The following is a 17,581-nucleotide window of genomic DNA, read 5'->3' on the forward strand; positions in this document are numbered from 1 at the left end:
GCGCCACGGAATACACGGAAAGCACGGAAAATTGCATGCATGCAACGCATGTTCTGCTGCCCGGCGCGCAGCGCCAGGGCAGCAGATTGATAGTTTTATGTCCGTGTATTCCGTGGCGCTCTTGATCTTGAGATCCGTCACCCCAATAGCTCCGCCCACAGGTCGTGTTCGCTGGCATCGGTAATACGCACGTCGAGGAACTCACCGGGCCGCGCATCGGTGGTATCGACGAACACCAGGCCGTCGATCTCGGGAGCGTCGGCCGCGCTGCGGGCGATGGCGCCCTCCTGATCCACTTCATCCACCAGTACCCGCAGCTCGCGGCCGATCTTCGCCTGCAGGCGGGCGGCACTGATCTCACCCTGCACCTCCATGAACCGGGCCAGGCGTTCCTGTTTGACGGCTTCTGGCACCGGATCAGGCAGGGCGTTGGCGGCCGCACCCTCGACGGGTGAATAGGCGAAGGCGCCCACCCGGTCCAGCTGGGCGGCGCGCAGGAAGTCCAGCAGTTCCTCGAACTGCGCCCCGGTCTCGCCGGGGAAGCCGACAATGAAGGTACTGCGCAGGGTGATGTCGGGGCAGTCGCGACGCCAGGCCTCGATGCGTTTCAGGGTGTTGTCGGTCGCCGCCGGACGCTTCATCGCCTTGAGCACCGGCAGGCTGGCGTGCTGCAGCGGGATGTCCAGGTAGGGCAGGATCAGCCCCTCGGCCATGAGCGGAATCAGCTCATCGACATGGGGATAGGGATAGATGTAATGCAGCCGCACCCAGGCATCCAGCCGGCCCAGTTCGCGCGCCAACTCGGTCAGGCGGGTCTTCACCGGCCGCCCGCCCCAGAAACTCATGGGATATCTTTTATCCACGCCATAGGCACTGGTGTCCTGGGATACCACCAGCAGTTCCCGCACCCCGGCGCTGACCAGGTTCTCGGCCTCGGTCAGCACCTCGCCGGCCGGGCGGCTGTCCAGATCCCCGCGCAGGCTGGGGATGATGCAGAAGCTGCAGTGATGATTGCAGCCCTCGCTGATCTTGAGATAGGCGTAGTGGCGCGGGGTGAGCTTGAGCCCGCCCGGCGGCAGCAGCTGGGTGTAGGGCTCGGCCGGCGGCGGCAGGTGTTCATGCACCCTGGCCATGACCTCTTCGTAGGCATGCGGACCGGTCACGGCCAGCACCGCCGGATGGAGTTCACGGATCTTGCCGGCCTTGCCGCCCAGACAGCCGGTCACGATCACCCGGCCGTTGTCGGCCACGGCCTCGCCGATGGCCTCCAGCGACTCGGCCTCGGCGGCGTCGATGAAGCCGCAGGTGTTGACCACCACCAGGTCGGCCCCGGCATAGTCCGGGACGATGCCATAGCCCTCGGCCCGGAGCTGGGTGAGGATGCGCTCGGAGTCGACCAGGGCCTTGGGGCAGCCCAGACTGACGAAGCCGATATTGGGGGTACGGGACATGGAACTCGCTGCCGAAGCGGGAAGCGGCGCGTGGCCGGGGCTCGGCATCATAGGCCAAAACCTGCCGGCCGGGAATGCCCGCCGCTGACGAGCGCATGCGTCAAAAGCACTTTCAGATCAAAAACAACAGGTTGAAATCGATGATTTGAAATCCGTCATATTCCAGGCGCCAAAAGCATGACATCCCCTACCCCGCGTGCTAGAGTCAATTACAGAACAATAAATAACGCCGCCCGGGCGGCGCTGAACGGGAGAAGGCCCATGCAACAGGCGCATCACTCCACTTTCGACTTCGACCGCTGGTCCGAACTGGCCAGCCGTGACCCCGAGGGCTTCGAGGCCCGCCGCACCCAGGCCATCGAGGCCGCGATCCGCCAGGCCCCCGTCCGCACCCAGGCCCGGCTGCGGCGTCTGCAGTGGAAGCTGGACCAGGTCCGGCGCACTTCAGGCACCCCGCTGGCGGCCTGCATCCGCATGCACAACCTGATGTGGGACTCGGTCTATGGCCGGGGCGGGCTGCTGGAGAGTCTCAACCGGGATCCGCGCCAGGGGCTGCCGGCGCGCCCGGGCAATGTGGTGAACTTCGCCCGCCGCGACGCAAAGGGCTTGTGAGCCCGGTCCGATTTCCGTATCATTGCCGGCCTTTCCGCCACCCAGACGGTGGCGCGGTATCGCCGAGGACCCAGAAATGAAAGCGGAAATCCATCCCGAATACAACGTGATAACCGTGACCTGCAGTTGCGGCAACAGTTTCCAGACCCGCTCGACCGTGGGCCGCGACCTCAGCGTCGAGGTCTGCTCCAGCTGCCACCCCTTCTACACCGGCAAGCAGAAGATCCTGGACACCGGTGGCCGTCTGGACCGGTTCCGTCGCAAGTACGGCATGAAATAAGGCTTCAACCCGTGCTGCCACGGGTTGGATCACTGACAGCGAGGGCGCGCCGGGTGACCGGCTGCGCCCTCGTTGCGTTCGGCCTGCTGACGGCGCTCGCCGCGCCTGCCGCCGACACCGACGGCTGCCTGACCGAACGCATCGACGAGCGGGTGCGGGTCAGCCAGACACTGGACGGCGACACCCTGGCCCTGCAGGACGGCCGGCGGCTGCGCCTGATCGGCATCAATGCGCCCGAACTGGGCCACGACGGCGCCCCCCACGAGCCCGGCGCCCTGGCGGCGCGGGATGTCCTGCGCCGGCTGGTCTTTCTCAACCGCAATCAACTCGGTCTGCGCCTCGGGCGCGAACGCGAGGACCGCTACGGCCGACTGCTGGCCCACGCCTTCCTCGATGACGGCCGCAATCTGACCGCGCTCATGCTCGAACAGGGCCAGGGCTTCGCCCTGACCGTCCCGCCGAACACCTGGCAGGCCACCTGCTATCACGCCACCGCGGCCCGGGCCCGCAGTGCCGGCAAGGGGCTGTGGCGCCGGCCCGACTTCCGCCCCCGGCCGGCCGCCGACCTGCCGATCTCCACCGAAGGTTTCCGGTTTATCTGCGGCCGGGTCACCCATGTGAGCGACGGGCAGTATAATCGGTGGATCAACCTGCAGGGCAATGTCGCCCTGCGCATCGCCCGGACCGACCTGAAGGCGTTCGGAGGGCTGGACTGGAAGGCATTGCCCGGCCGCGAGATCGAGGCCAGCGGCTGGATCTATCAGCGCCGCGGCCAGCTGCGGCTGCAGATCCGCCATCCGCTGATGCTGACCGTCCTCGGCCCGCCCCCGGGCAGGAATGAACACGCACCGGACTGAGATCATGCTGACACTGCTGCCGCGACTGCCCCTGCTGATCCTGACGCTTCTGCTGGCCGGACCGACCCTGCTCGCCGGCTGCGCCACCAACCCGGTCACCGGCGACAAGGATCTGGTGCTCATGTCCGAGGAGCGTGAAATCGCCCTGGGGCGGGAACTGAATCCCCAGATCCTGGAGCAGATGGGCCGGTATGAGGACCCCGAACTGCAGGCCTATGTACAGCGCGTCGGCGAGCGGCTGGCCACCCAGAGCCACCGGCCCGATCTCGTCTACCGCTTCACCGTGCTCGACAGCCCGGACGTGAACGCCTTCGCCCTGCCCGGCGGCTATATCTACATCACCCGCGGCCTGCTGGCCTACCTCAACTCCGAGGCCGAACTGGCGGCGGTGCTGGGCCACGAGATCGGCCATGTCACCGCCCGCCACACGGTGCGCCAGCACAGCGCGGCCACCGTCACCGGGATCCTGGCCACGGTGATCGCCGGCAGTACCGGCGTGCAGGGCGCCGGGGACCTGGCCAACATCGCCGGCACCGCCCTGGTGCGCGGCTACGGCCGCGAGCATGAACTGGAAGCCGACCGCCTGGGCGCCGAGTACCTGGCCCGGACCGGCTACGCCCCCGGCGCCATGCTGGGGGTCATCGAGGTACTCAAGGACCAGGAACAGTTCGAGATCCGGCTGGCCGAGGAGGAGGGCCGCGAACCGCGCGTCTACCACGGCCTGTTCTCCACCCATCCCAGCAACGACCAGCGGCTGCAGGAGGTGGTGCATGCCGCCGAGGCGCACACCCGCAACGGCGGCCGCATCGAGCGCGACGCCTTCCTGCAGCGCAGCGACGGGCTGGTCTTCGGTGACAGCGAGGCCGAGGGCATCCGCCGCGGCAACCGCTTCTATCACGCCCCGCTGGACCTGGCCATCAGCTTTCCGTCGGGCTGGAAGGTCGAGAACCTGCCCGACCGGGTCGTGGCCACCACCCGCAGCGGCGACGGCATGATCCAGTTCACCATGGCCGATCTGAACAAGCGCATCCCGCCGCGGGACTTCCTGCTCCAGCGCCTGAAGCTGGCGAACCTGGAACACGGCGAGGCGATCACGCACCAGGGCATGCAGGGCTACACCGCCATCGCCCGCCAGGATACGACCAAAGGCCGGCTGCCGGTGCGCCACGTGGTGCTGTATCGCAACGACAAGGCGCTGCTGTTCGCCGGCGCGGCCGATACCAGCGGCGACCCCTTCCGCTACGACCGCCTGGTACTGGAAACCGCGCGCAGCTTCCACCCCCTGACCGAGGCCGAACGCCAACTGGCCCGTGCCCTGCGCATCCGGGTCATCCGCGCCGGGAGCAGCACCCGTATGGCCGACCTGGCCCGGGAATCCAGCATCCCCAACCATCCCGAGGCGCAGCTGCGACTGCTCAACGACCTCTACCCCGACGGCGAGCCCGCCGCCGGCAACCTGATCAAGACCGTGCCCTGAGCCTCACCTGAACTGCGCGGCTATAACGCAGAGGACGCGCAGGCATTTATGCCCTGCGGGTACGGAGACGCAGAGACAACGATGGGCTGAACCCAATATACTTCGCGCCTCTGCGCCTGCGCGTCCTTTGCGTTACCATTGCCCAACCCCGAACGCACCCGCCAAAACAAAGGACCGAACCGGATGTCCCGCGACTACAGAGAACGCGCCCTGGCCTATCACGCCGAACCCCGGCCGGGAAAGATCGCCATCGAGGTCACCAAGCCCTGCAACAGCCAGGATGACCTGGCCCTGGCCTACACCCCGGGCGTGGCCGAGCCGGTGCGCGAGATCGCGCGCGACCCGCACAACGCCTTCCGCTACACCGCCAAGGGCAACCTGGTGGCGGTGATCACCGACGGCACCGCGGTACTGGGACTGGGCAATGTAGGGCCGCTGGCCGGCAAGCCGGTGATGGAGGGCAAGGGGGTGCTGTTCAAGCGCTTCGCCAACATCGACGTGTTCGACATCGAGGTCGATGCGCCGGCCACGGAGGATTTCATCGACACTGTCGCCCGCATCGCGCCGACCTTCGGCGGCATCAACCTGGAGGACATCGCCGCGCCGCGCTGCTTCGAGATCGAGCGCACCCTGATCGAGCGGCTCAATATCCCGGTCTTCCACGACGACCAGCACGGCACCGCCATCATCATCGCCGCCGGCCTGCTCAACGCGCTGGAGATTCAGGGCAAGTCGCTGCCCGAAGCCGATATCGTCTGCGTCGGCGCCGGCGCGGCCGGCATCGCCTCCATGGACCTGCTGCTGGCACTGGGCGCCGACCGCAAGCGCATCCTGCTGGTTGACCGCCAGGGCGTCATTCACAGCGGCCGCGAGGATCTCAACCCCTACAAGCAGGCCTATGCAGTGGAGACCGACAGGCGCAGTCTGGCCGACGCCATGCAGGGCGCCGATGTGTTCATCGGGGTATCGGGGCCGGATATCCTGAGCCCGGAGATGCTGGCCAGCATGGCCGCGCGGCCGATCGTGTTCGCCCTGTCCAATCCCGACCCCGAGATCCGGCCTGAGGTCGCCCTCGAGGTGCGCGACGACATGATCATGGCCACCGGGCGCAGCGACTACCCCAACCAGGTGAACAATGTACTGGGCTTCCCGTTCATCTTCCGTGGCACGCTGGACGTGCATGCGCGCGAGATCAACCAGCAGATGAAGATCGCTGCCGTGGCGGCATTGTGCGCCCTGACGCGCGAGCCGGTGCACCCCGATGTGCTCAAGGCCTACAACCTGGACCGGCTGGAATTCGGACCGGACTACATCATCCCCAAACCACTGGACCCGCGCCTGATCGACTTCGTCCCGCCGGCCATCGCCCGTGCCGCGGTCGACTCCGGCGCGGCGCGCGAGCCCTATCCCTCACATTATCCCGAGCCGCCGAAGATCGGCGTGACCTGAGCTGTCGCAGGCCTGATCCGAACTCACATTGGTTTGAACAGGTCAGCTGCAGGTCGGGTCAGCGCAGCGTAACCCGACCCAGGCGCGGGCAAGGTCGGATTACGCCCTGCGGGCTAACCCGACCTGCACACCCGGATACCGCGAAGCCTGATGGATCAGGACTCGACCGGCTCGGACTCCTCCAGCAGCGCCTCCACCCGCGCCAGCCCGGCGCGTTCCATCGGCCGGCTGTCGATGGGCGAGCGCGGCGGCTGGCGGATACCCTCTTCCGGGAAGATCGCCGCCTCGATCGGCACCTCGCCGGCCATGAACCGCACCACCGGCACGGTATGCTGCTCGTCGCGGCCGAAGCGGAACCGGCGCTGCCCCTCTTCGAACGGCAGCTGGTTCTCCATCAGGTAGAGGAACACCTCCTCGGGGGTGGCCGCGAACAGATGCAGATTGACGTCCGAGTGCTTGTCGGCGGTGCCACTCAGCACCGAGCCGGTCAGCCGCGGACGAAAGCGGGCGAAAAAGCTCATCGCCTGCACCGCGGCGCGGCGCAGGGCCTGCAGGTGCAGCGGCTGTTCGTCACGCTGGAACAGCGACTGGTAGCTCACCAGTTCGGCCTCGATCTCGGTGTTGCGCGGCATGTTGCGGGTATCGGGCGCGCCCAGGCGCTCGGCCGCCTTGCGCTTGGCGGCGCCATAATCGCGCACCCCTTCGGTGGCGATCAGGCGCGCCGCTTCCTGGGCGATGCGCTGGCGCATCTGTTGATCGCGGGTCGAGTGTCGCATCCCGTGCTCCCCCCTGTGGTGTTATGGCCCAGGGCCTGTTCTAGAACAACGGCTCAACCGTTTCGGCCTGCGGATCGCCCCCGTCTTCACTGACCGCATCCTGGCGGCTGTAGCGGGTCGGCACCTGCTCCTGGCGGAAGGTCTCGAAGATGGCACCGTCCCGGCCGCTCGGCGCCAGCAGGCCGGTAACCGGATCGATGCGCACCGTCACCAGCCCGGACGGCGGATCCCGGCGCTGTTCGGGTATGCCCTCGAGCGCGCTGCGCATGTAGTCGATCCACATCGGCAGGGCGGCGCGGCCGCCGGTCTCGCCCCGACCCAGGGGTTCCAGTTCGTCGAAGCCGACCCAGGCAATGCTGACCAGCCCGGGGACGAAGCCGCAGAACCAGGCGTCGCGCTGGTCATTGGTGGTGCCGGTCTTGCCGCGCAGATCCCCGCGGCCCAGCTGCAGCGCCCGGCGGCCGGTGCCGCGCTTGACCACGTCCTGCAGCAGGCTGTTCATCAACCAGCTGTTGCGCGGCTCCAGCACCCGTTCGGCCCGGGGCGGGGGCGGCGGTTCGGGCGGACCGACCAGAACGGCATCGATGCCCTCCGGCGCCGGCCCGGCCTCAGCCGCGTCCTCGCCCCCGTCCCCGGCTGCGCAGTCCCGGCACACCGTCGGCGGACGAGCCTGGTACACCGTCTCGCCGTCGGCATCCAGGATGCGCTCGATGAAATAGGGTTCGATGCGATAGCCACCGTTGGCGAACACGGCATAGCCGCGCGCCATCTGCAGCGGGGTCACGCTGCCGCTGCCCAGGGCCAGGGACAGGTTGGCGGGCAATTGGTCGGCCTCGAAGCCGTAGCGTTTCACGAAGTCGATGGCATAACGCACACCGATATCCTGCAGCAGCCGGATCGAGACCAGGTTGCGCGAGTGGGTCAGTGCCTCGCGCAGACGGGTCGGGCCGTAGAAGCGGCCGCTGTAGTTCTCCGGCCGCCAGTGCGCCTCCAGGCCCGGATCGTCGAACACCACCGGTGCGTCGTTGATGATGGTGGCGGCGGTGAAGCCCTTGTCCAGGGCGGCGGAATAGATGAAGGGCTTGAAGCTCGAACCGGGCTGGCGCCGGGCCTGGACCGCGCGATTGAACTTGGAGCGGAAGTAATCCAGACCGCCGACCAGGGCCAGGATGGCGCCGTCATCGGGCCGCAGCGAAACCAGCGCGCCCTCGACCGCGGGCAGCTGCGCCAGCCGCCAGCCCGCCCCGGCTTCCTGCAGGCGCACGATGTCACCCGGCTGAACCACATCGGCCGCAGCCGTCGGGGCCTTGCCACGGCGGTCATGACTGAGATAGGACCGGGCCCATTCGATGCCGTCCCACGCCACTGTCACCTCGCGGCCATCCGCGAGCAGGGCCGTGAAGGCCTGCTCCTCCAGCGCCAGCACCACCGCCGGGGCCAGCCCGGCCAGTGTGCCGTAGTCGTCGAGCGCCTCGTATGCCGCCTCGGCCGGTGCCGTCTCCGGCAGACTCACCCGCCCTTCGGCACCGCGGTAGCCGTGGCGCTGGTCGTATTCCATCAGCGCCGCTCGCAATGCCCGGCTCGCGGCCCGCTGGCGGCTCGAATCCAGGGTGGTCCGCACCTGGTAGCCCTCGGTATAGGCCCCTTCCCCATAGCGCTCGACCATGTGTGCGCGGACCATCTCGGCCACATAGGCGGCCTCCAGCTCACTGGATCGGGCATGCACCCGGGCACTGATCGGCGCGGTCAGGGCCTGGCGGTACTGCTCGGCGTCGATATGGCCCAGGGTATACATCCGCCCCAGCACATAGGTGCGGCGCTGCTCGGCCCGCAGCGGGTTGGACACCGGATTGTCGCGCGACGGCGCCTTGGGCAGGCCCGCGATCATCGCCATCTGCGCCAGGCTCAATTCCTCCAGTGGCACGCCATAGTAGATCTGCGCCGCCGCCCCCACCCCGTAGGCGCGCTGACCGAGATAGATCTTGTTCAGATACAGTTCCAGGATCTGCTGCTTGGACAACTCGCGCTCGATCTTCAGCGCCAGAAAGATCTCGGTGAGCTTGCGCAGATAGGTCTTTTCACTGCTGAGAAAGAAGTTGCGCGCCACCTGCATGGTGATGGTGCTGCCGCCCTGGCGCTTCTCGCCGGTGCGCAGCAACTCGAACGCGGCCCGCAGCAGACCCTGATAGTCCACCCCGGGATGCTTGAAGAAACGGTCGTCCTCGGCGGCCAGGAAGGCCTGGATCAACGGCTGCGGCAGCTGTTCGTAGGTCACCGGAATCCGCCGTTTCTCGCCGTACTCGGCGATCAGCTGGTCATCGGCGCTGTAGATCCGCAGCGGCACCTGGAATTGCACGTCCCGCAACGCTTCAACGGAGGGCAGCTGGGGAGTGATATAAAAATAAAGGCCAGCGGCAAGCACCAGACCCGCCATCGCGAGGCCCAGCGTCCCGTACAACAAGAAACGCATAATCTTCATAAGATATGGAAATAACAGGGGAGTGTGATTCCCGTCTCAGCTTGTTCACGCCATAGACCCGTCACTATAAAGGAAATCAGGTTGGTTCCGATACCCTGATTCGACACCTGAAGGCGCAGCCAGAACTTTTGTTGACAAACAGTTGGGGTTCCCTTCTAATGCAAGAGTCGATGTTTTAGGCGCAAGCTCAGGATAAAATAAAGGAATTCAAAGGACGTCGCCGTGCCGATTGCGCAGATCTTCAAGTCCAGGAAGCCACCTCTGGTCGGACTCGACATCAGCTCCACCGCAGTCAAGCTGCTGGAACTGAGTCGCAGCGGCGACCGCTACCGGGTGGAAAGCTACGCGGTAGAGCCCCTGCCGCCCAACTCGGTGGTGGAGAAAAGCGTCACCGATGCGGAGGCCGTCGGCGAGGCGGTACGCCGGGCGGTCAAACGCTCCGGCACCCGTGCCCGCCATGCCGCGGTGGCCGTGGCCGGCTCCTCGGTCATCACCAAGATCATCCCCATGCCGGCCTCGCTGTCCGATGCCGACATGGAGGCACAGATCGAACTGGAGGCCGACCAGTACATCCCCTACCCACTGGAGGAGGTGTACAAGGACTTCGAGATCCTGGGCCCCTCCGCCAACAACCCCGATACCGTGGATGTGCTGCTGGCCGCCTCGCGCAGCGAGAATGTCGACATGCGCCGGGCCGCGGTCGAGGCCGGCGGCCTGGACACCCGGGTGGTGGACATCGAGGCCTATGCCCTGGAGAACGCCTTCTCCCTGCTCAGCAGCCAGCTTGAGGACGAGGGCATCGAGAAGACGGTCGCCGTGGTCGACATCGGCGCGACCATGACCACGCTCAACGTCCTGCACGACCTCAAGATCATCTATACCCGCGACCAGGTCTTCGGCGGCAAGCAACTCACCGAGGAGATCATGCGCCGTTACGGGCTTTCCTATGAGGAAGCGGGCATGGCCAAGCGCCAGGGCGGCCTGCCGGACAACTATGTGCCGGAGGTGCTGGAGCCGTTCAAGGAGGCGATGGCGCAGCAGGTCAACCGGTCATTGCAGTTCTTCTTCTCCTCCAGCCAGTACAACAGCATCGACCAGATCGTGCTGGCCGGCGGCAGCGCCTCGATCCCCGGGGTGGACAGCCTGATCCAGGACCAGCTGGGGATCGACACTCTCATCGCCAATCCCTTCGCCAACATGTCGCTGGCATCCAGGATCAAGACCCAGTCGCTCAGCAATGACGCACCGGCACTTATGATCGCCTGCGGCCTGGCGCTGCGCAGCTTCGACGAGCGCTAAAGGGGGAGCACAAGGAAATGGCACGCATCAATCTATTACCCTGGCGCGAGGAACTGCGCGCTCAGCAGCAGAAGGACTTCGTGGTCCAGGTGGTGCTGGCCGCCGTGTTCGGCGCCGCCATCTGGGGGCTGTGGCACATGCAGATGGCCCAGACCATCGAGAACCAGAACAGCCGCAATGGTTTCCTCCAGGCCGAGATCAAGAAACTGGACAAGGAAATCAAGGAAATCAACGATCTCGAAAAGACCAAGGCCAACCTGCTGGCACGCATGAACGTGATCCAGGAACTGCAGAGCAACCGCCCCATGAGCGTCCACCTGATGGACGAACTGGTGCGCACCCTGCCCGAAGGCGTGCATCTGACCAGGCTGCAGCAGAGCGAAACCAAGCTCAGCATCGACGGCGTGGCCCAGTCCAATGCGCGGGTCTCGGCCTACATGCGCAACATCGATGCCTCTGACTGGCTCGCCAATCCGGGGCTGCAGGTCATTGAGACCAGGAAGCAGGAACGCTCCCGCTCCGCCGAGTTCACCCTCACGGCGAAGCAGAAGAACGCCGACGCGGAAGCCAACAAGGATGCCGGGGGTGATTCATGAACCTGGATCTGAGCAAGATCAATGAACTCGACTTCAGCAACATACACAACTGGCCGCTGCCGGCGCGCATCTTCGTCATTGTGTTGGTGGCCGTGGCCGTGGCCTTCCTCGGTTACTGGTTCGACATCAAGGACCAGCAGGCCAACCTGCAGAAGGTCGAGCGCAAGGAACAGGAACTGAAGTCCGAGTTCGAGACCAAGGCGGCCAAGGCGGCCAATCTCGAGGCCTACAAGCAGCAGCTCGAAGAGATGCGCCAGAGCTTCGGTACCATGCTGCGCCAGCTGCCGAACAAGACCGAGGTCGCCGAACTGCTGGTCGATGTCTCCCAGACCGGCCTGGCCAGCGGCCTCGAGTTCGAACTGTTCAAACCCGAGAACGAGATCCCCAGGGATTTCTATGCCGAACTGCCCATCAGCATCCGCGTACGCGGCAGCTATCACGAGTTCGGCAACTTCGTCAGCGGCGTGGCCGCGCTGCCCCGCATCGTCACCATTCATGACATCGGCATTGCGCCGTCCAAGGATGGGCAGGAAAGCCAGGGCCAGCTGATCATGGAACTGACGGCCAAGACCTATCGCTACCTGGACGAGGATGAAGAGGAGGCGGGCAAGTGAAATTGACTATGGAACGCCCCGCCCGGATTGCCTGGCTGCTGAGTGTATCCGCACTGGTTGCCGCCTGCAGCGGCGGCCAGACCGATGATCTGCGCCAGTACGTGGACGAGGTGCGCGCGCGGCAGAATACACGCGTGGAGCCGCTGCCGGAGTTCAAACCCTACGAGACCTTTCTCTACCAGGCGACCGATCTGCGCAGCCCGTTCCGGCCCAGTGCCGGCGGCACCCCGGAAGACATTCTGACCGAACGCAGCGACAGCGGCGTGCGGCCCGACAGCAACCGGCCCCGCGAGGCGCTGGAGGCCTTCCCGCTGGATACCCTGCGCATGGTCGGCACCCTGGATCAGGGCGGCCAGTCCTGGGGACTGGTACGCGCCAACGACGGCACCATTCACCGGGTTCAGCCGGGCAACTATCTGGGCCAGAACCACGGCAGGATCGCCAACATAACGGAATACGAAATCGAGTTAGTGGAAATCGTTCCGGACGGGCTGGGAGGCTGGATCGAACGCCAGGCCTCACTCGCGCTCAGTGAATGATCCCATGGGGGGAAACAGGATGATCACAATGCACTTTGCCCATAACCGTCACAGCCGTCCGCAGGCCGCGACCAGAACGGATACCATCATGACCCGCTTGCATACCCTCCTGCTCGGCCTTGCCGTCCTGGTGTTCTCTCAGACACTGGCGGCCCAGACCAACGCCCTGCAGGGCGTGGATGTCTCGTCCCTGCCCGGCAACAAGGTGCAGATCACGCTGAACATGGCCGAACCGGCGGAAAAACCGCTGAGTTTCACCATCGACAACCCGGCCCGGATTGCGCTGGACCTCCCCAACACCAGCAATCAGCTGGGCACCAAATCGCAGAACATCGGCGTCGGCCTGGCCAAGAGCCTGACCGCCATCGAGGCCCAGGGACGCACCCGCGTGGTGTTCAACCTGGTGGAGACCGCGCCTTATGACCTGAAGAGCGAAGGCAACCGCATCGTGCTGACCATCGGCACCAGCGGCCCGATCACCACCGCCTCCGGCACGGCCGCCGCCGCCAGCGAAGCGCCGAAGCCCGCAGCACGCAGCGCTGCAGCCGGCAGTCGCATCGAGAATGTCGATTTCCGCCGCGGCCCGGACGGCGAGGCACGGGTCATGATCCAGCTGTCCAACCCCAACATCCCGGTCGATATGCGCCAGGAGGCGGGCAAGGTGGTGCTGGACATTCACAACACCCAGCTGCCCGCAGAGCTGGAGCGGCGCCTGGACGTGATCGATTTCGCGACCCCGGTGCAGACCATCGACACCCGCAGCCGCGGCGACAACGTCCGCGTGACCATCGCACCGGAGGGCGAGTACGAACACATCGCCTACCAGTCCGACGACCTGTTCACGGTCGAGGTGCGCCAGGTCACCAAGGAAGAGCAGGAACAGCGCCGGCGCGAGGAGGTCGGCTACACCGGCCAGCGCCTGTCACTGAACTTCCAGGACATCGAGGTCCGCTCGGTGCTGCAGCTGATCGCCGACTTCACCAATACCAACATCGTGGTCAGTGACACCGTCAGCGGCAACATCACCCTGAGGCTGCAGAATGTGCCCTGGGACCAGGCGCTGGACATCGTGCTCAAGACCAAGGGCCTGGCCATGCGCAAGAACGATGACGTGATCCTGGTCGCCCCCAGCGAGGAGCTGGCAGCACGCGAGAAGCTGGAACTGGAATCGCAGAAGCAGATCGAGGAACTGGCGCCGCTGTTCTCCGAATTCATCCAGGTCAACTACGCCAAGGCCGCCGACCTGGCCACGCTGCTCAAGGGCGAGGGCGGCGGGGAAGGCGCCAGCATCCTGTCCGAGCGCGGCTCGGTCACCATCGATCAGCGCACCAACACCCTGCTGGTCAAGGACACGGCCGAGCGGCTGGAGGACATCCGCCGGCTGATCACCAGCCTGGACATCCCGGTGCGGCAGGTGATGATCGAATCGCGCATCGTGATCGCCAATGACGACTTCGCCCGCGATCTCGGCGTCAAGCTCGGACTGACCAAGAACGACGTCTACCAGAACGAGACCCGCGGCATCATCGGCGGCGGCCTGCCCGGCGACCTGGCCCCTCCGGGCGGCGTGGTCGGCATCGAGAACCCCGCCGGCAGCGGCAACGAGGCCCTGATGGTCGACCTGCCTGTCGGCGATGCGGCAGGCGCACTCAACCTGCTGGTCGGGCGCGTCGGCCGGGATCTCCTGCGCCTGGAACTGTCCGCCATGCAGGCCGAGGGTCGCGGCGAGGTGCTTTCCAACCCGCGCGTGATCACCTCCAACCAGCATGAGGCCACCATTCAGCAGGGTGTTGAGATCCCCTACCAGGAGGCCTCTTCCAGCGGCGCGACCTCGGTCAGCTTCAAAGAAGCCGTGCTGGAACTCAACGTCACCCCGCAGATCACGCCCGACGACCGCATCATCATGGATCTGCGGGTGAGCAAGGACAGCGTCGGCCAGGTCTTCGCCGGCGTACCCAGCATCAACACCCGCAATGTCGAAACCCAGGTGCTGGTCGACAACGGCGACACCGTGGTGCTCGGCGGAATCTATGAGCAGACCCTGCTCAACGAGGTCGACAAGGTGCCGTTCTTCGGCGACCTGCCCGGCGTGGGCGTGCTGTTCCGCCAGACCCGCAAGCAGGACGACAAGTCCGAACTGCTGATCTTCGTCACCCCCAAGATCATCAAGCAGAGTCTGCGCGTCAACTGACGCTTGCCCCTGTCAGGCTTTTCTGGCATACCTGCCCGGCATGAAAATGCCGGGCAATTTATTTCTGGTCGGGCCGATGGGCGCCGGCAAATCCACCATCGGCCGCCAACTGGCGCGCAGTCTGCGCCGTGACTTTCTCGACAGCGACCGCGAGATCGAACTGCGCACCGGGGTGGACATCCCCTTCATCTTCGAAAAGGAAGGCGAGGAGGGCTTCCGCCGTCGCGAGGCGGAGGTCATCGACGAACTCACCCGCAAGCAGGGCATCGTGCTGGCCACCGGCGGCGGCGCCGTGACCCGCGAGGCCAACCGCCGCCACCTGGCCGGCCGCGGCACCGTGATCTACCTGCACACCTCCGTTGACCAGCAACTGGCCCGCACGGCCCGCGACCGCAACCGGCCGCTGCTGCAGACCGAAGATCCGCGCGCGCGCCTGGAGGCGCTGATGGCCGAGCGCGAGCCCCTGTACCGCTCGCTGGCCAGCCTGGTGATCGAGACCGACGGGCGCAGCGTCAAGGACGTGGTACGCGAGATCGTGCAGCGGCTCGAACCCGGCTGTGGCAACCGCCCCCGCGCCAACCACGACCGCCGCCGCTAGTCCCCATTGACGCGCCCAATGGCTTTACTCGCGGCCGCCTCAGTCCGTATAGTGCTGAATTCGAGCACAAAAGACAGTTTAACCCGATGAAAACCCTGTACGTCGAACTCGGCGAACGCAGCTACCCCATTCATATCGGTCCCGGCCTGCTCGGGCGCGCGGATCTGCTCCAGCCCGCCATCCACGGCCGCCAGGTGATGATCGTCACCAACGAGACCATCGCCCCGCTGTATCTGGCGGCGGCGCAGGCCGGGCTGTCCGGTTATGACCTCCAGACCGTGATCCTGCCCGATGGCGAGCAGTACAAGAATCTGGACACTCTCAACCGTATCTATGACGCCCTGCTGGAACACCGCTTCAACCGCAAGTGCACCCTGGTCGCCCTCGGCGGCGGCGTGATCGGCGACCTGGCCGGCTTCGCCGCCGCCAGCTACCAGCGCGGGGTGGATTTCATCCAGATCCCCACCACCCTGCTGGCCCAGGTGGATTCCTCGGTCGGCGGCAAGACCGGCGTCAACCACCCGCTGGGCAAGAACATGATCGGCGCCTTCCACCAGCCCAACTGCGTGCTGGCCGACACCGATACCCTGGCTACCCTGGATGACCGGCAACTGGCCGCCGGCCTGGCCGAGATCATCAAGTACGGCCTGATCCGCGACGCCGACTTCTTCGCCTGGCTGGAGAAGAACATGGACCTGCTCACGGCGCGCGACACCGACGCCCTGATCTTCGCCATCGCCCGCTCCTGCCTGAACAAGGCCGAGGTGGTGGCCGCCGACGAGCGCGAAAGCGGCCAGCGCGCCCTGCTCAACCTGGGCCACACCTTCGGCCACGCCATCGAGACCGGCATGGGCTACGGCACCTGGCTGCATGGCGAGGCCGTGGGAACCGGCATGCTGCTGGCGGCGCAACTCTCGGCCCGCCAGGGCTGGCTCGATGCGGGCGAGGTCGAACGCATCGAGCAGCTGCTCACCCGGGCCGGTCTGCCGACCCGCATCCCGGGCGAGATGAGCACCCGACAGTTCCTGGACCTGATGGCGGTCGACAAGAAGGTCATGGACAGTGGCCTGCGGCTGGTGCTGCTGAAAGGCATAGGTGCGGCCGTGGTGAGCGGTGATTTCGACCCCGACCTGCTGCGTGCCACCCTGGACGCCGCCCATGCCGGGTGAGCGCACATGACCGGTTACGCCGCCTGCGCCGCCAGTGACGCCAATTCCCGCGGTCGCCGTCATCCGGAACCGCCCCCGAGCCATCGCAGCGAGTTCCAGCGCGACCGCGACCGCATCATCCACTCGGCCGCCTTCCGCCGGCTGGAATACAAGACCCAGGTCTTCGTCAATCACGAGGGCGACCTGTTCCGCACCCGCCTGACCCATTCCATCGAGGTGGCTCAGATTGCGCGCACCATCGCCCGGGCGCTGCAGCTCAACGAGGACCTGACCGAGACCATCGCCCTGGCCCATGATCTGGGCCACACCCCCTTCGGCCATGCCGGCCAGGACGCGCTCAATGCCTGCATGAAGGACTACGGCGGCTTCGAGCACAACCTGCAATCGCTGCGGGTGGTCGATGAACTGGAGGAGCGCTATGCCGAATTCCGCGGCCTCAACCTCACCTTCGAGGCGCGCGAGGGCATCCTCAAGCACTGCTCCCTGCCGCAGGCCAGGCTGCTGGGCGAGATCGGCGAACGCTTTCTGAACAGACGCCAGCCCGGCCTGGAGGCCCAGCTGACCAACCTGGCCGACGAGATCGCCTACAACAGCCACGACGTCGACGACGGCCTGCGCGCCGGCCTGATCACGCTGGAGCAGCTCAACGCCATCGACCTGTTCCGCGAACAGTATGAAGAAGTCCGGCGCCGCTACCCGCAACTGCCCGAACGGCGCAGCATTCACGAGGTGGTCCGCCGCCTGATCAATTGCCAGGCCGTGGACCTGATCGAAACCAGCCGGGCCCGCCTGGACGCCGCCGCGCCGGCCGACATCGAGGCGGTGCGCGCACAGCCCGAGCCGCTGGTCGCCTTCAGCGACGGCATGCGCGAGAAGAACCTGGAACTCAAGCGGTTCCTGCGCAGCCAGCTCTACCGGCATTACCGCGTACATCGCATGACAGCCAAGGCCACGCGCGTGATCCAGGCATTGTTCACCGCCTTTTTCGACGACGTCCGCCTGATGCCGCAGGAAGCGCAGCACGCCTCCGCCGAACTGGCCGACCGGCAGGGCGAAGCCGGCCGCGCCCGCGCCGTGGCCGATTACATCGCCGGCATGACCGACCGTTTCGCCATTGCGGAATACGAGAGGGTGTATAATCCCAAGGAACTCACGTGAGACGTGAGCAAGCATGCGCACTGAAGCCGGGCCGTC

Annotated in this window: 16 protein-coding genes; 13 read left to right on the forward strand and 3 right to left on the reverse strand. The window is 66.1% G+C overall.

Translation table 11 applies throughout. From position 1 onward, the window contains the following. Positions 1 to 137 precede the first annotated feature (137 nt). Positions 138 to 1,451, reverse strand: coding sequence for a 30S ribosomal protein S12 methylthiotransferase RimO (gene rimO, locus CFK21_RS00295; RefSeq protein WP_096363605.1), 1,314 nt, complete (start codon positions 1,449 to 1,451; stop codon positions 138 to 140). A gap of 261 nt (positions 1,452 to 1,712) precedes the next feature. On the opposite strand from rimO, the gene CFK21_RS00300 reads away from it, so the two are divergent. The 5 genes from CFK21_RS00300 (at position 1,713) to CFK21_RS00315 (ending at position 6,126) form a co-directional block, all read left to right on the forward strand. Further along, entirely contained in the window at positions 1,713 to 2,063 is a 351-nt protein-coding gene (locus CFK21_RS00300) for a DUF3135 domain-containing protein (RefSeq protein WP_157745189.1), read from the forward strand. A 76-nt stretch (positions 2,064 to 2,139) separates the two neighbouring features. Beyond that, positions 2,140 to 2,343, forward strand: coding sequence for a 50S ribosomal protein L31 (gene rpmE, locus CFK21_RS15025; RefSeq protein ID WP_157745191.1), 204 nt, complete (start codon positions 2,140 to 2,142; stop codon positions 2,341 to 2,343). Positions 2,344 to 2,396: 53 nt separating this feature from the next. Beyond that, a complete protein-coding gene (locus CFK21_RS00305) occupies positions 2,397 to 3,200 on the forward strand; it encodes a thermonuclease family protein (protein ID WP_157745193.1) in 804 nt (267 codons plus the stop codon). 4 nt (positions 3,201 to 3,204) lie between these two features. Then, a complete protein-coding gene (locus tag CFK21_RS00310) occupies positions 3,205 to 4,677 on the forward strand; it encodes a M48 family metalloprotease (RefSeq protein ID WP_096363611.1) in 1,473 nt (490 codons plus the stop codon). Positions 4,678 to 4,860: 183 nt separating this feature from the next. Further along, the gene (locus tag CFK21_RS00315; RefSeq protein ID WP_096363613.1) at positions 4,861 to 6,126 is read left to right on the forward strand and encodes a malic enzyme-like NAD(P)-binding protein; all 1,266 of its coding nucleotides are present in this window, start codon (positions 4,861 to 4,863) and stop codon (positions 6,124 to 6,126) included. A gap of 155 nt (positions 6,127 to 6,281) precedes the next feature. Here the strand turns inward: CFK21_RS00315 and CFK21_RS00320 are convergent, their stop codons facing one another. Both CFK21_RS00320 and CFK21_RS00325 read right to left on the reverse strand, forming a co-directional pair. Continuing rightward, positions 6,282 to 6,902: a hypothetical protein gene (locus CFK21_RS00320; RefSeq protein ID WP_096363615.1), complete on the reverse strand. Its 621-nt coding sequence runs from the start codon at positions 6,900 to 6,902 to the stop codon at positions 6,282 to 6,284. A gap of 40 nt (positions 6,903 to 6,942) precedes the next feature. Continuing rightward, a complete protein-coding gene (locus CFK21_RS00325) occupies positions 6,943 to 9,258 on the reverse strand; it encodes a penicillin-binding protein 1A (protein WP_231971535.1) in 2,316 nt (771 codons plus the stop codon). Between the two features lie 351 nt (positions 9,259 to 9,609). Between CFK21_RS00325 and CFK21_RS00330 the strand changes: the two genes are divergently transcribed. The 8 genes from CFK21_RS00330 (at position 9,610) to CFK21_RS00365 (ending at position 17,545) form a co-directional block, all read left to right on the forward strand. Next, positions 9,610 to 10,680, forward strand: a complete 1,071-nt coding sequence (locus CFK21_RS00330; protein WP_201346108.1) for a pilus assembly protein PilM — start codon at positions 9,610 to 9,612, stop codon at positions 10,678 to 10,680. 17 nt (positions 10,681 to 10,697) lie between these two features. Continuing rightward, the gene (locus CFK21_RS00335; RefSeq protein ID WP_096363619.1) at positions 10,698 to 11,276 is read left to right on the forward strand and encodes a PilN domain-containing protein; all 579 of its coding nucleotides are present in this window, start codon (positions 10,698 to 10,700) and stop codon (positions 11,274 to 11,276) included. 2 nt (positions 11,277 to 11,278) lie between these two features. After that, positions 11,279 to 11,890, forward strand: a complete 612-nt coding sequence (locus CFK21_RS00340; protein ID WP_096367421.1) for a type 4a pilus biogenesis protein PilO — start codon at positions 11,279 to 11,281, stop codon at positions 11,888 to 11,890. Further along, positions 11,887 to 12,429 carry a pilus assembly protein PilP gene (locus CFK21_RS00345; RefSeq protein WP_231971536.1) on the forward strand — a complete coding sequence of 181 codons (543 nt, stop codon included), beginning with the start codon at positions 11,887 to 11,889 and terminating at the stop codon, positions 12,427 to 12,429. The genes CFK21_RS00340 and CFK21_RS00345 overlap by 4 nt, the downstream gene beginning before the upstream one ends. Before the next feature lie 88 nt (positions 12,430 to 12,517). After that, positions 12,518 to 14,620 carry a type IV pilus secretin PilQ gene (pilQ, locus tag CFK21_RS00350; RefSeq protein ID WP_096367422.1) on the forward strand — a complete coding sequence of 701 codons (2,103 nt, stop codon included), beginning with the start codon at positions 12,518 to 12,520 and terminating at the stop codon, positions 14,618 to 14,620. 40 nt (positions 14,621 to 14,660) lie between these two features. Next, positions 14,661 to 15,218, forward strand: a complete 558-nt coding sequence (gene aroK / locus CFK21_RS00355) for a shikimate kinase AroK (protein WP_096363623.1) — start codon at positions 14,661 to 14,663, stop codon at positions 15,216 to 15,218. A gap of 86 nt (positions 15,219 to 15,304) precedes the next feature. After that, positions 15,305 to 16,387 (forward strand): 3-dehydroquinate synthase, encoded by a 1,083-nt coding sequence (gene aroB / locus CFK21_RS00360; protein WP_096363625.1) that lies wholly within the window; start codon positions 15,305 to 15,307, stop codon positions 16,385 to 16,387. Between the two features lie 6 nt (positions 16,388 to 16,393). Further along, positions 16,394 to 17,545: a deoxyguanosinetriphosphate triphosphohydrolase gene (locus CFK21_RS00365; protein WP_096363627.1), complete on the forward strand. Its 1,152-nt coding sequence runs from the start codon at positions 16,394 to 16,396 to the stop codon at positions 17,543 to 17,545. The last annotated feature ends 36 nt before the right edge of the window (positions 17,546 to 17,581 follow it).

The sequence above is a fragment of the Thiohalobacter thiocyanaticus genome (assembly GCF_002356355.1).
In the GTDB taxonomy this organism is placed as follows: Bacteria; Pseudomonadota; Gammaproteobacteria; order Thiohalobacterales; family Thiohalobacteraceae; genus Thiohalobacter; species Thiohalobacter thiocyanaticus_A.